This is a genomic window from Paraburkholderia caffeinilytica (genome assembly GCF_046030355.1).
GTDB lineage: Bacteria > Pseudomonadota > Gammaproteobacteria > Burkholderiales > Burkholderiaceae > Paraburkholderia > Paraburkholderia caffeinilytica_B.
Map to the genome: position 1 here is coordinate 63,344 of NZ_JAQQCQ010000007.1, position 14,081 is coordinate 77,424.

A 14,081-nucleotide genomic window follows, 5' to 3' on the forward strand; every position below is an offset into this window, starting at 1 on the left:
CGAAATGCCGGATTTGTGCCACGCAACACGATTTTTTACGAAGCAAGGGCTCGTATCACATCGTGAAATTTTGGCGGCTTGGCCACATAGTGGGGCAGGGTGCGAGCGAGTTGCCAGCTGCAGCGAAAGGCATCCCTATCGCTTTAGCCCCGTTGAGCTATCCGTTCGCATTTGTTGATGCATTCGACCGCAGCTTCTTTCGTGGCGCCGCGATTAACCATTTGCTGGGCGATCTCTACCGGATTCCAGGCGTCGCGCAGTCTGGCGTAGAGCGCCATCAGGCACGCAAACTTCCTGAGCGTGAAATAGGTGTGCAGCGATTCGACCATTTCACCCGAGGCGATCGTGCGCGAATCCACGGCGTGAATGATGTCGATCATCTCGGTGTCGTCCACATGGCGCCACATGTTGAACACGCCGTGAAAACCGAAGCTTGGAGTGTCGAGTGCGCCGCGCTCATGCGAAAACCGCTCAGCGATATGGTCGGGGGCAAACCGGATTCCGCATTCGGTTTCAAGCGCGGGCCGGTATTCGCGGCAAATCAGCTCGTCTTCGTTGACGCCCGGAAGGAACGGAAAACGCGCCTCTGCGCAGGCGCGAAGCAGTCGCGTCGAGCGCAAAGAGAAACCGCCGTTCCCTACCGTCAGTCCGTCGGAATGAAACGGCCATCTTGCGCCGATATAGTCGTAGTCGAAAAACGACTGATTCCAGACTGTTTCGTCCACGACAAATCCGTCCCATTGGGCGATGAGCACCCAAGGTGTGGAGATATGGTGGACGAGGTCCTTGAACATGAAGGACGAATAGTCGTCCCTCGATCGAAGCGGGGGAATGCGTACAGTGCGTATGTCCGACGGGATATCTTCGTGAGTAAAGAGAATCACATCGCCGAATGTGCACAGCCGGGCCGATCGCCGCAGGGCGTGTAACGCAACGTGCGGGTTCAGTGAGTCTGCTGCACACAGCGTCACACTGCGTAAATCGATCTGTGGGCGGGTGTTCATGCGGAGCTTCGATTAAAAAAGGCTCGAGCTTGGCATGTATCCGTCGATGTACAGGCCGTCGCGTGCGACAACCTTGCTTTAGATCAAATGGATTGGGAAAAAACGTTTTTGAGAAACGCGAGCAGCACGCGGTTGAACTCATCCGGCCGTTGCAACGGCGCGAAATGGCTCACGCCAGGCAAAGAAATCAACTTTGCACCGGGAATGCTGCGGGCGAGATAGTCGGCGTGTTCCGGCTTGATGAACTCGTCGTGCTCGCTTTGGACGATTGCAACCGGCACACGGATTCCGGCCAGATCGTGCGCCGAGTAATTGGGCTGGGTTCTCATCATTTCGCTGACCGCGCCGACAAACGCATCGAAGTTGTCCGGCGTAGTCGAAAGTTGCGCGTAGTCTTTGGCATGCCGTCCGAAGCAGCGATCGATGACCGGCGTCGGCACGAATTCTTTCGTCCCGCCCGGATCCATGTTGCAGCCGAAGAAAAACACGCCTGCCACGCGTTCCGGCGCCTGATGACCCAGCACCAGGGCGACGCACGCGCCGTCGCTCCAGCCCACCATCGCGGCCCGGTCGAACTGCAACGTGTCCATCACGGCTAGAACGTCGGAGGCCATCAGCTCGTACCGATAGGGGCGCGCATCGCGGGTGCTGCGGCCATGGCCTCGGCTGTCGACGACCACCACGCGGTGTCCCGAGCCAACCAGCGCCGGAACCTGATAGCCCCAGTTGCCGCTGTGCCCCAGACCGCCATGCAGCAGGATCACCGGCTGGCCGGTCCCATATGACGCGTACCAGATTCGCGCGCCTTCATGCTCGACGTAGCCGTGGTCGTTCGGAGCCGGCAGCGGGACGGCGCCGTGGGCTTCGAAATGGGAGAGGTCGTCGTCGCGGAATTCCATGAGGAGTGCCTTCCTGGTGAGTTCGGTAACCCAAGGATCCGCTAGGTTGCCAGCGCCGCCACCAGAAAATCAACAAGGCTACGAATTTTCGCGCGCGAGCGGCGGATGGGCGGCATCAACACTTGCGTTGCCGGGCACGACGGCATTTGACACATTTCCCCCCGGCGCCGGAAACACGACCAGCATCAACACGACGCCGGCCAGCAACACCACCGCCAATCCGATCAGCCCATATTGCGCGCTGCCCGTCTGCGTCTTGACCCAGCCGACAAACGCCGGACTCACGAAGCCGCCCGTGCCGCCGAGACTCGTGATCATCGCAATGCCGCCCGCGGCCGACGAGCGCGGCAGGAAAGTCTGCGGAATCGTCCAGAACACGACAAACGAGCCATACGACGCAGCCGCGGCCAGCGCCAGCAGCCCAACACCGAGCGCGACGTTATGGCCGGCGGCCGGCAGCAGCGCGAACGCCAGCGCGGTCACGCAGGCGCTCGCCGCGACGTGCCAGCGCCGTTCCATGGTCCGGTCGGAGCTGGCGCCCACCACATAGGTGCCGAGCGCCGCCGCGATGAAGACGAGCGCGGACAACAGCCCGACATCCAGCACGTTGGCGACGCCCAGATCGCGGATGATCGTCGGGGCCCAGAAGCCGATCGCGTTGAACGGCATCATCACCGCGAAATAGACGAGCGCCGCGAAATACACGCGTGGGTTCGCGAGCGCGCCGCGCAGTCCGTCGAGATGACCGGTCTGCTTGGTCTGCTCGTCGGCGGCGAGTTCGCGCGACACCAGCGCTTTCTCGCGCGCGTCGAGCCAGCTCACGTCGTCCGGCCGGTCGCCGAGCGTGAGGAACGCAATGACGCCGAGCGTGACGGCCGGCACGCCTTCGAGAAGAAACAGCCACTGCCAGCCCGGCAAGCCGCCCACGCCGGCAAGCCGCGTCATGATGAACCCCGACATCGGCCCGCCGATGATGCCCGCCACCGCGGTCGCCATCATCAGAAAGGCGGTCACGCGGGCGCGTCGCGCGCCGGGAAACCAGCAGCTCAGATAGAAGATCATGCCGGGGAAGAAACCCGCTTCGGTCACGCCGAGCAGGAAGCGCATCGCGTAGAACTGCGTTGGCGTGCGCACGAACATCATCAGACTGGACACCAGTCCCCATGCGAACATGATGCGCAACAGCGTGCGGCGTGCCCCGACGCGCTGCATCCACAGATTGCTCGGGACTTCGAACAGCACGTAGCCGATGAAGAAAAGCCCCGCGCCCAAGCCGTAAGTCGACTCCGAGAAGCCGAGGTCGTGCATGAACTGCAGCTTCGCGAAGCTGATGTTGACGCGGTCGATATAACTGATCACGTAGCACAGAAACAGCAACGGAATCAGCCGGAAAAAGATCTTGCGGTAAGTGCGTTCGACTTCGACGGGCGTGAGGTCGTCGGTGGTCGATGTGTTTGAATGCGAATAGCCGTGCATGATGGTCTCGCGAAGAATGCCAACTGCGGTGGGTGTCGCTGGGCATCGTGCGATGCCTGTTGCCGCGCGTAGTGCGGTTTTAGCGCGATGGTTAGCGCCGTCTGTCCGTATGGGGCGCGGCAAATCAGCGACGTCCGGTCTCAAAGCGCTCTGGCACCGCGTCACTATCCGTCCACGACAGCCGGCGCGCAATGCCCGCTTTCGTGTATGTCGCCGGCGGCGTTGACGGAGCCGGTTGCCTGGGCGGCGCGCGGCAGGCAGCGGGCCAGCGCGTCGCCGGCCCGCACGCCCTTGCCTGCGGGCAGCACGAAAAGCGGATTGATATCCAGCTCCTTCAGGCTTGCCTGCTGGTCGAGCGCCAGAGCGGAGAGCGCGACGATCGTTTCGACGAGCGCTTCGATATCGCGAGGCGGCTTGCCACGCGCACCGTCGAGTATCGCGAAGGCGCGCAGTTCGCGGATCATCGCGTGGGCGTCGGCGTGCGTGACCGGCGCCAGTCGGAACGCCACGTCTTTCAGCACCTCGGCATAGATTCCGCCGAGGCCGCACATCACGGCCGGCCCGAACGACGCGTCGTTTTCGATCCCGACGATCATTTCGATCGCATCGCGGATCTCCTCCTGCACCAGCACGCCTTCGATCCGCGCGTGAGGCACATGGCGGCGCGCATTCGCGACGATTTCATCGAAGGCATCGGCCAGCATGGCTTCATCGCGGATGCCGACCCGCACAGCGCCGGCCTCCGTCTTGTGTGGAATGTCGGGCGATTGCACTTTGATGACGAGCGGAAAGCCGATCGACCGCGCGATGGCGCACGTTGCACCGCTGGTGTGCGCGAGGCCGCTTCTGGGCGTTTCGATGCCGTAAGCGCGCAGCAACGACTGCGAGGCATGTTCGGTCAGGTCGCCTTGGCTAGCAGCCAGCAACGCGCGAGCTTGCTCGACATCGTATGGCGGCAGCACTAGCGATTCGGCACGACGCGCCGCTGCACGCGTGCGCTGCGCTTGCGCATAGTCCGACAACACCGCGAACGCGCGTCCGCAACGCACGGGTGTTGTGTAGAGCGGCACACCATGCTTTCCGATCATCTCGTAGGCTTCGGCGGCCATGTCGCGGCGGGCGTTCCAGGCGAGCATCATCGGCTTGGTCGTGGCGTCGTAGACGCGCACGATCGCCTCGGCCATTGCGCGAGCCACTTCCCCGCTCGCTGCTGCGGCCATGATCGCGATGGCGTCTATGTTGGGATCGTCGGCAATGATCTGCAGCGCGTCGGCAAAAATCTTCGGCTCGGCGAGGATGCCGGCGGTGAGATCGATTGGATTGTTCAACGAGGCGAACGCGGGCACGATCGGTTTGAGCCGCTCGAGCGTAGCCGCCGACAACGCGGGCACAGACATGCCTCGTTCAGCACACGCATCCGTGATCAGAATGCCGGCGCCGCCCGAGAGCGTGACGACCGCGATCCGGTTGCCGCGCGGCAGGCGTTTGGCTTCGAACGCCTTGGCGTAGTCGCCGAGGTCCGCGACATCGGTGACTTCGATCACGCCGGTCTGGCGGAACGCGGTGCGATAGAGCGCGGATGCGCCGCCCAGATTCGCCGTGTGCGACGCGGCGGCTTTGGCGCCGTCGGCGGTGTTGCCGACTTTCCACGCGAGCAGCGGTTTGCCGGCGTCGAGCGCGCGGTTGGCGGCGTCGACGAGACGCCTCGCATCCTTCAAGCCTTCGATATACGCGGCAATCAGCGACGTTTGCGGATCCGCGATACAGGCATCGACGAGATCGAGCAGGCTGACGTCGGCTTCGTTGCCGGTGGTGATGAAATGGCGCAAGCCGATGCCCAGTTCGTCGGCCATCAGCAGCAGCGCGCAGCCAAACCCGCCGCTCTGCGAAATCAACGACAGGCCGCCGCGCCGGTAATCGACGCCGAACGGTGCGCCGAATCCGGCGTAAACGCCGGCGCCCGTGCTGACGAATCCCTGGCAGTTCGGGCCGATTACACGGATGCCGAACGCCTGCGCGACTTCCGCGCATTCGCGTTGCAACGCGGCGCCGGCTTCGCCCGCTTCGGCGAAGCCGGAGCTGTAGATGATCGCGAAGCCGATACCTTTTTCACCGCATTGACGCAACATGTCGGGAACGCGCCGCGCCGCGACGAGGATCAGCGCGAGATCGGGCGTAGCGGGCAACGCGGCGATGCTGGCGTGGCACGCCACGCCGGCGATCTCGGCGTACTTCGGATTCACTGGGTACAGCGTGCCCTGATATCCGTGTTGCATGAGAAAGCGCAGCGGCTGGCCGCTGATGGACTTTAGATCGTTCGAGGCGCCGATGATCGCTATCGAGCGCGGATCGACGAGCCGTTGAATGTCGAGCGTGATTGCGGCGTGTGTGGTGGTGTTTGTGACGGCGTTCATGGCGGTGCTCATGCTGCGTGTGCAGCGTCGGCTCGAACGCTGTCCGTGTGTTTAGCCCGATCCCGTTCAGCCGCGCGCCGCAGCGTGATCTTCGCGATGTTCAACTGATGAATCTGCGTGGTGCCTTCGTAAATGCGGAACGCGCGCACATCGCGATAGAACCGCTCGACCGCATTCCCGGCGAGATAGCCGCGTCCACCGAGCATCTGGACCGCGCGGTCCGCAACGCGTCCGCACATCTCCGAGGCGAACATCTTGCACATCGATGCTTCCAGTGCAACGTCCTCGCCTGCATCGCGCTTGCGAGCGGTTTCGAGAATCATCGAGCGCGCGGCGAAGATTTCGGTCTGACATTCGGCGATCAGCGCCTGCACGAGCTGGAATTCGGCGACAGGTTTGCCGAACTGCTCGCGTTTCGATGTGTACGCAACCGCTTCTTCAAGCATCCGCATGGCCGGGCCCGTGCATAGCGCGGCGAGGTGAATGCGCTGCTTGTTCAATACCTTCATCGCGGTACGGAAGCCTTGACCTTCGACGCCGCCGATCAGATTGGCCGCGGGCACGCGGCAGGCATCGAACACCACGTCACCGACCGGCGAGCCCGCCTGGCCCATCTTGTCGTAAGGCGCGCTGGTGGAGAGGCCCGGCATGCCGCGTTCGACGAGAAACGCGGAAATGCCCGCGGCGCCGGGCGTGGCCGGATCGGTGCGGGCCATGACCGTGAACAGGTCCGCGATCGGCGCGTTGGTGATGAAGCACTTGCTGCCGTCGAGAATGTAGTGATCGCCGTCGCGCCGCGCGGTGGTGCGCAACGCGGTGGCGTCCGAGCCGGCGTCCGTTTCGGTCAGTGCGAAAGCGCCGGTCAGTTCGCCCGAGGCGAGACGCGGCAGATAGCGCTGCTTCTGGTCGCCGGTGCCATCGGCGACGAGCGCTTCCGAGCCGATGCCGGTATTGGTGCCCACCCGCGCGCGAAATGCCACCGAGGCTTGCGAAAGCGCGAATGCGCCGCGCACGAGTTGCTCGGTCGAGAGTCCTGCGCCGCCGAAGTCGCGCGGAATGCTCCAGCCGAAATAGCCGAGTTCGCGCATGCGTGCGACGAGATCCGCCGGCACGGCGTCCGCCTGTTCGATTTCGTTTTCGCGCGGAATCGCTTCTTCGCGAACGAAACGCGCGACGTCGGCGAGCATCGAGTCGAAATGCGAGGGATTACTGGTCATGCTTGTCTCCGTCATGTGAGTCGATTTATGACTTCACTATCGAAGATTTACAGGTGGTTGGAACGATTTGTTCGACTCTGCAGAACACAGTTTGGATATGCTGAACGACTGGCGCAGAATTGACCCTCTGGAGGAGGACGACCATGGCAGCCAACAACAAACTTTCCGAGGCGGCAGCGCTGACAAGCGACTATCTGGATTCGAAGGCGCGCTACGTGCCCGACGAATTCGACGGCGACCGGCAGTTCGCCACTACGTTGGCGCGCGGCCTCGACATCCTGCATTGTTTTACGCCGCGCGAATCGCAACTCGGCAACGCGGAACTGGCGGCGCGCACCGGCATGACCAAGGCCACCATCTCGCGGTTCACCTACACGCTCACGCGCCTCGGCTACCTGCGCGTCAATCGCATGAACAACAAGTTTCAGCTCGGCTCGGCCGTGCTGTCGCTGGGCTATCCGTTGCTTGCAAGTTTGAGTGTGCGGCAGATCGCGCGGCCTTCGATGAAGGAGCTGGCCGATCAGATTCGCGGTTCGGTTTCGCTTGGCATGCGTGACCGGCTCAATGTCGTGTATCTGGAAAGCAGCCGCAGCACGACGCCTTTGGGGCTGCCCGCGGATATCGGCCTGAGCTATCCGATCGTGCGAACCGCGATGGGCCGTGCGCTCCTCGCCGCGCTACCGGTCGAACGGCGCGAGGCGCTCTGCAATGAGATTGCGGTGAAGGCGCCGGGCGAATGGAATACGTTTCGCGAGCGCGTGATGAGCGGCATCGACTACTTCTACGAGCGTGGATTCTGCGTCTCGTACGGAGACCTGCGACGCGAAGTCCACGCCGTCGCCGTGCCGATGAAACCTTCGGCCGACGGCGAGATTCTGGTGTTCAACTGCGGGGTCCCCTCATATCTGCTGAAGGAGAATCAGCTGGAAGGGGACATCGGGCCACGGCTGGTTTCAATGGTGCGAAGTATCGAAGGGGCGATGGGGATTTATTAAAGGCCCGCTGACCGGCGGCCCGCGATGTCGATGTCAGTGAGTCGCGAGCCCGGTCGGGTTGGCAGGAACCGTCGCGATCAGATTGAGCGCCAACTGTTGAGCCCGCGCTCTCTCTGCCGCAGTGAGACCCGCACCGACGCGCTGTTCAACAAGCCGAGTGGCGTCGGCATAGGCACGCAAGCCAGGTTTCGCGGCAAAGCTTGCCTGGGCACGCTGAAGCCACGCGTCGCCGAGTGCTTTATCGCGCATCACGCCGTCGCCGGAGAGGTAGCGGATACCCGTCTCGTACTGCCGCAATGGTTCGCCCTTCAACGCTTCGCTCAGAGTCGAGAGTGCGCTCCACGTAGCTTCGCTGCCCTCGGCAGCAGCGGTTTGTAAGCTGCCGCTCGCACCCGAAGGTGGCTCGTCGGCGGTGAGCGCGAGCCAGTGCGCCGACCGTTGACTGAGCGAGTGTGTCTGTCCCGCGGCCTGCGCACGCAGGGCGAGCGCGATGACCGCCGCATCGCATCCCAGCGCGGCGGCTTTGCGATGCCAGCTTAGCGCCAGTTCGTCATCAAGTGGCACACCCGTGCCGGTCTCGTACAGGTTCGCGAGATCGCTCGCCGCTTCACACGACCCGGCAGCCGCGGCTTTTTCGAGCCATCCGCGCGCAAGGATCACATCTCGCGCCACACCGTGTCCGGTCAGATAGGCCTCGCCCACCATTTCCATCGCGGCCGAACTGCCGGCGGTCGCCCGGCTGGCCCAGGCAAATGCCTCCTGTTCATCGTGTTCACCGCCGAGTCCGGTGAACAGATGCCATGCGAGTGAGGTTTGCGCTGCGGCGTTGCCCTGTGCCGCGGAGAGGCGGAACCAGTACATGGCCGCGCCGAAGTCGGCCGGTACGCCGTTGCCCTGGTCGTACGAGTCACCGAGGATCGATTCGTAGGCGGCGTCACCGGTACTCGCGAGACGCCATTGCCAGTAGACCCGCTCCCGCGCTGCCGCGTCGCTTCCGGTTGCGATGCCGACAGCCAACTGACGCATCGCGAGCGTATCGCCTGCCTGTGCGGCTGCGCCGCACCAGCGCTGCGCGGCCCGCACATCGCGCACGGCGCCCGAGCCATTCGCGTAGGCAAGACATAGCACGCGTTGCGAGACGAGATCGTTTGATTCCGCGCCCCGTGTGAACCATTTAAGCGCGCTCGCCTGATCGGGCGTCATGCCTTCGCCCCTGGCGTAGAGGTTTCCCATCGCGGCGTAAGCGGGACCGAATTTTTGCGCGACAGCCTTGACCAGCCATGCCTTGCCAGTGTCCTTGCTGGCCGCAGACGGACGATTGAGCAGATACGAGCCGAGTATCGTCTGCGCCTGCGGATCGCCGGCTTGCGCGGCGAATTCCAGGTAATGTTCGCCGAGTGCTTCGTCGCGCGCTGCGCCGATACCGTACAGGTATTGCCAGCCCGCCAGGCGTCCGCCTTCGATGTTGCCCAGGTCGGCTGCCTTGCGAAACCAAACCACTGCTTGCGCTTTATCGACCGGCACGCCGTCGCCGCTGAACAGCATCTTGCCGACCATCGCGGCGGCTGGCGCATACCCATGTTCAGCCCCCGTACGCGCGAGCCGGAAGGCGAGTGCCGGATCTTTCGGCATGCCGCGCCCGGTGTCGGCGAGCGAGGCCAGATTGAACGACGCGACCCCTAGCCCTTGCGCGGACGCGCGTTCGTACCACTGCTTCGCTTCGACGAAGTTGAGCGCTTCGCCTTCGCCATGCTGCAGCATGACGCCGAGATCGTTTTGAGCCGATGCAACTCCTGCCTGCGCCGCGCCACGCATCCATCCGATTGCAGCATCCGGATCGATCGGGCCGCCCAGCCCAAAGCGGTACTCGACGGCCAGTTCGAATTGCGCCATGGCGTCGCCTTCGAGCGCGGCTTTTCGATGCCATGCCCGTGCCAACGTCGCGTTGCGCGGGGTGCCGACGCCGCTCGCGTACAGTTCGCCAAGCCGACGCTGTGCATAGATCGAGCCGCGGCGCGCCGCCGTCGACATCAACGCAAAGCCGCGTTGGTTGTCACGAGGGACACCCGTGCCGGTCAGATACAGGTCGGCGAGCGCGGCGCGTGCTTCGACATGGTCCAGCGCAACCGCCGCGTTGAGCCATCCCGCCGCGTTGTGCGCATCCTGCGCAACACCCCAGCCGCGCAAGAGCGAAATGCCGAGCAGAAACGCGCCGCCGGGATCGCCGTGCAACGCGCCTTGAATGAACCAGGTAACGCTGCCGTGAACATCGCGAGGCACGCCTGGCCGGTCGCTGGCTAGCAGTTGACCGGCGTTGGTGGCTCCATGCGGATCGCCATTTTTAGCCGAACGCACGAACTCCGCGTATGCGGAGGCGAAGTCGACCGCGCCGCCTTCACCGTTGTAGTCCATGAGGCCGAGCGTGTCGGCCGCGGCGCCGTCGCCATTGTCGGCTGCGAGCGTCAGCCAGCGGCGGGCAGCGGCATAGTCCTTCGGCACGCGCGAGCCGTCGTGGTAAAGCGAGCCGACGACGCGCTGCGCGGCCGGCGAGCCCTCCAAAGCGGTCTGCTTCAAAATGGCGAGACCGGCATCGTCAGGGCGCATCGCGAAGCCGAACAGCTTCATTTGTCCGTAGACGATGCGCGCGTCACGATTGCCGGCAGCAGCGTCTGCGCGGCACAACGCGAGCAACTGTTCGGGCTTTGCGAGCGGCGAGGCGGCCCATTCCTGGCCGGCGCCGAAGCGCAGTACGCAAGGCGTCGTCGGGTCGCTGAACGGTGCGAACGGCACGGCCGTGAATGAAAACGCCGGACGAGCCGCGTCCTGAACCAGCCACGGCATCGCGCTTGCGGCGATCGGTGCCGCGGTGACTGCCGCGAGCGTGAGCGACGAGAGCAATGAACACATTCGCGACAGGGTGGGCGGCACGCGATGAAACCGGCTGGCGAATGCGAAGGTCACGCGCCGCCCCGCTGGACCATCATCCACTCGGTCGTTCCATAGGGTTGGAGATCGTTCAGGCGGCCGACAAAAGCGCGCGCTGCGTCATCGTCGTGTTTCACGTAGCGCGCGTAGGCCGCGGCCATGAACCAGATCTCGGCAAGCGCATTCTGGATGGCGGCCTGATCGCCGAGCGAGATGACCTGCATATACACCTGATCGAGCGTCAGCTTGCCCTGCATGTACAACAGCAGCTCGCGGCGATAGTTTCCGAGGACCGGTTGCGCGGTGCGCCGGATGTAGTCATCGAAGTAAGGATTGGCGGGCGCCGCCCCCGCGCTTTTTGCTCGTACATAGAGATACATCGTCGCCATGTAGTCCTGATCGTAGAACGCCGCGCCCTTGGCGCTATCGACCAGTGCATCGATCGCCTCGGACCATTTGCCCTGCTGGATGTAGGCCACCGCGACCGAACTCGAGACCTCGCGGTACTTTTTGTAGACCGCGAACGGGGCTGTCGCCGCTGCAGCTTCTTCATGCGCCTGTTTGCGGATCGGTGCGGCATACGCGATGGCGGCGTCGATGCGGTTCAGATTGAGCAGCGTGGTGACTTTCGATTGCTTATAGCTCGTGTCGTCCGGCGCGAGTGCGATCGCCTTGTCGATCGCCGTCAATGCGTCGGCAGGCCGGCCGAGGTCGTCCGAGAACGCCGAAATGTCGCTGTACGCCTCTGCTTTGGCCTGCGCAGTCGTCGCGGATTTCAACGCCTGCTGCCCCTTCCCGACCTGTTGTACAGCTGTGTTGTAGAGCGGATTGGTGTCGCCGAAAGGATGGCGCCGCTCGCTGGCGACGTCGATGCCGAGTGACGAAAGTTTGGTGCGCGCTGACGTATCCATCTCAGCGTCGAGCGCCCAGCGCGCGAACTGCACATAGTCCGCCCGCGCGCCAGCGGTGTCTCCGGATGCCTCGCGCGCGAAGGCGCGTCTGCGATAGAGCTCCGCGAGCGCGGGTTCCAGCGCGATGGCCTTGGAGTACGCGTCAATGGATTCCGGAAAACGTTTCTCTCTGGCCAGCGCGGAGCCGAGTTCCTGATAGTAGGGGGCGCCAATGGTCTGATCGAGGTCGTGCCTGGCCTCGTGCGCTATCCGGATCCGGTCAAGCGTCGCGAGACTCTCGTCGTTGCGCTGATTGGTTCCATATAGATGCGCGAGCAGCACGAGTTGCACGTCGCTCGGGACCGGTGTCAGTTCGATTGCGGCAAGCTGCGAATCGAGCGCGGCCCGGTCATCCCGAAGCGCCATATTGACGAACGTTAGCCCTTGCAGCATTTGGGTTCGCAACGCGACCGGCAGGCTGTGCGAAGCAAGGCATTCGTTCGTGAGACGTGCCGCCTCCGCCAGATGACCAGCGCCCATTTCAGCCGCACTGTGTTGACAGGTGGCGAGCACGTCTGGCGGCATATTCGCGGTAATGTTCGCGGATGGCCCGGACTGGGGAGCGGTTGCCGTGCTCTTTGCCGCCGCGGCGACCGGCGTGGGGTTGTGCGCGCACGCGCTCATGCACAAGGCGGCAACGATGGCTGCCGAGCGTCGGATTACGGTGTTCTTCATTTTTTTATTCGAGCGGTGAAGAGGGTTGGCGCGGGTGTGAATGACTCCGCGCCCCAGCACCCATATCGGCGGGAAAATGAAAAACTTGAGAGCCGGACTATCCGTGATCCGGCTTTTAGAAAGATTCCTGTCCCGCGCAAATGGATATCGGCATTACCGCCTATATCCACCGCGCAGAACCCCTTACTCAGCTCGAAACGTACGCTACATAGGGCCCCGTACCTCCACCCGTGGACGTCTTGCCCGAAATGCCGTAGTACACATGCCGACCGTAGAAGAACGGCATGCCGAAATCGAACTGCCGCGACATATAAATGCCGAGGTTATTGAACGCGTTATTCCCCGATGCGTTCAGCGTCGCTCCGTTCGCGATATTGAAGCCGAGTGAGACACTCGCCGGACTGGTTGCCACCAGTGTCGCCGTCCGCCCCACTGTCGCAGCCGGGATGTAGTAGCCGGACGCGCTATCAACCGGGATCGTCAGGTCAGGAAAGAACAACACCGTCGATCCGGAATCGAAGAACGTCTTTGTCAGTGTGCTGCCACTGTAGATCGACGCGAAGTCGCCGTTTCCGTTCGTCCTGATCAGCGTGGCGCTCGTGCCTGACAAGGCATTGTTCGCTTGCGTGTCGATCCCGAACACCAGCGTACCCTGAGCCGTCGCGCTGCCGCTGTCGGAAACCTGGCCCATCTCCAGAATCACCCCATTGCTGTCCCGTCCGAACAGTGTGACCGGATTGGTGATCTGTCCGCTCACGGGCACCGAGGTGACCGTCCCCGCGTTGGTGTAGTAGAACGTCGATACCGCATTGTTCGCGCAGGCCGAGCCGCAGTCATTCGGGCTCACGCCGATTCCGAGAATGCCGTTTGCGCCGAGATCGGCCGGGGTGACCAAGGGGCGGCCAACCTGACACTCGCTCGGCGCGGCCACGGTCAGGTCCGAATCGCCGATTATGTGGATCGGCACGCTCGGGGCAATTTCACCCGACATCGCAACGTCCGCGAGATGGACGGAACCCCATGCGTAGCCGCTGCCGAACAACGCGCATTCGGCGAGCGGGAGATTGCTCGGCTGGGCGGTTTCGGCTGTGAGCGCGCTGAAGGTGGCAGGCGGAATCGCCGAGCGAACCAGGCGCAGCCCGAACGATGCGGTATCGACGATCACGTTCGGGATCGTCGCGCAACGGGTGCCGGCGTTCGATCCGGGGGCGCAGATCGTGACACTGACCATGGGCTGATTGTGAATGCCCGTTCTGCTGACCGTCACCGCAATCGTATTGCCGGGACCGACCGCTGTCGGCACCGCCGACGCGTCCGCCGCGAGGACGTTGGGCGGAGAACTCGTTGTGCTCTGCGTTGGCGGCGGCGTTCCGCCGGCCGGTGCGTTGATCGACGTGTTGCTGTTGGTTCCAGTGTTGCTGCTGCTACCACCACCCCCACCGCAGCCGGCCAGACCCAGCCCGAGCGCCGCAGCAATAACCCATGCGATTTTGCGCACTTTTATTCTCTCGATTGATTTTTTTAGC

The 14,081-nt window shown here is 63.5% G+C and carries 9 protein-coding genes; 1 reads left to right on the forward strand and 8 read right to left on the reverse strand.

Annotated elements, in window-relative coordinates; all coding sequences use genetic code 11:
- Nucleotides 1-143: 143 nt before the first annotated feature.
- The 5 genes from PQQ95_RS13170 to PQQ95_RS13190 form a co-directional block, all read right to left on the reverse strand.
- Entirely contained in the window at nucleotides 144-1,004 is an 861-nt protein-coding gene (locus PQQ95_RS13170; RefSeq protein ID WP_408437814.1) for a DUF5672 family protein, read from the reverse strand.
- 83 nt (nucleotides 1,005-1,087) lie between these two features.
- Entirely contained in the window at nucleotides 1,088-1,903 is an 816-nt protein-coding gene (locus PQQ95_RS13175) for an alpha/beta fold hydrolase (RefSeq protein WP_408437815.1), read from the reverse strand.
- 78 nt (nucleotides 1,904-1,981) lie between these two features.
- Entirely contained in the window at nucleotides 1,982-3,379 is a 1,398-nt protein-coding gene (locus PQQ95_RS13180; protein WP_408437816.1) for an MFS transporter, read from the reverse strand.
- Between the two features lie 164 nt (nucleotides 3,380-3,543).
- Nucleotides 3,544-5,793: an acetate--CoA ligase family protein gene (locus tag PQQ95_RS13185; RefSeq protein ID WP_408437817.1), complete on the reverse strand. Its 2,250-nt coding sequence runs from the start codon at nucleotides 5,791-5,793 to the stop codon at nucleotides 3,544-3,546.
- 8 nt (nucleotides 5,794-5,801) lie between these two features.
- Complete coding sequence (locus PQQ95_RS13190; RefSeq protein WP_408437818.1) at nucleotides 5,802-7,010, reverse strand: acyl-CoA dehydrogenase family protein; 1,209 nt, start codon at nucleotides 7,008-7,010, stop codon at nucleotides 5,802-5,804.
- A gap of 143 nt (nucleotides 7,011-7,153) precedes the next feature.
- Between PQQ95_RS13190 and PQQ95_RS13195 the strand changes: the two genes are divergently transcribed.
- Nucleotides 7,154-8,005, forward strand: a complete 852-nt coding sequence (locus PQQ95_RS13195; RefSeq protein ID WP_408437819.1) for an IclR family transcriptional regulator — start codon at nucleotides 7,154-7,156, stop codon at nucleotides 8,003-8,005.
- Nucleotides 8,006-8,038: 33 nt separating this feature from the next.
- Here PQQ95_RS13195 and PQQ95_RS13200 read toward each other — a convergent pair whose 3' ends face one another.
- From PQQ95_RS13200 to PQQ95_RS13210, 3 genes are all read right to left on the reverse strand, one after another.
- Nucleotides 8,039-10,993, reverse strand: coding sequence for a tetratricopeptide repeat protein (locus PQQ95_RS13200; RefSeq protein WP_408437820.1), 2,955 nt, complete (start codon nucleotides 10,991-10,993; stop codon nucleotides 8,039-8,041).
- Nucleotides 10,963-12,555 (reverse strand): tetratricopeptide repeat protein, encoded by a 1,593-nt coding sequence (locus PQQ95_RS13205; RefSeq protein ID WP_408437821.1) that lies wholly within the window; start codon nucleotides 12,553-12,555, stop codon nucleotides 10,963-10,965. The genes PQQ95_RS13200 and PQQ95_RS13205 overlap by 31 nt, the downstream gene beginning before the upstream one ends.
- A gap of 187 nt (nucleotides 12,556-12,742) precedes the next feature.
- Nucleotides 12,743-14,053, reverse strand: a complete 1,311-nt coding sequence (locus tag PQQ95_RS13210) for a DUF3443 family protein (protein WP_408437822.1) — start codon at nucleotides 14,051-14,053, stop codon at nucleotides 12,743-12,745.
- Nucleotides 14,054-14,081: the final 28 nt, after the last annotated feature.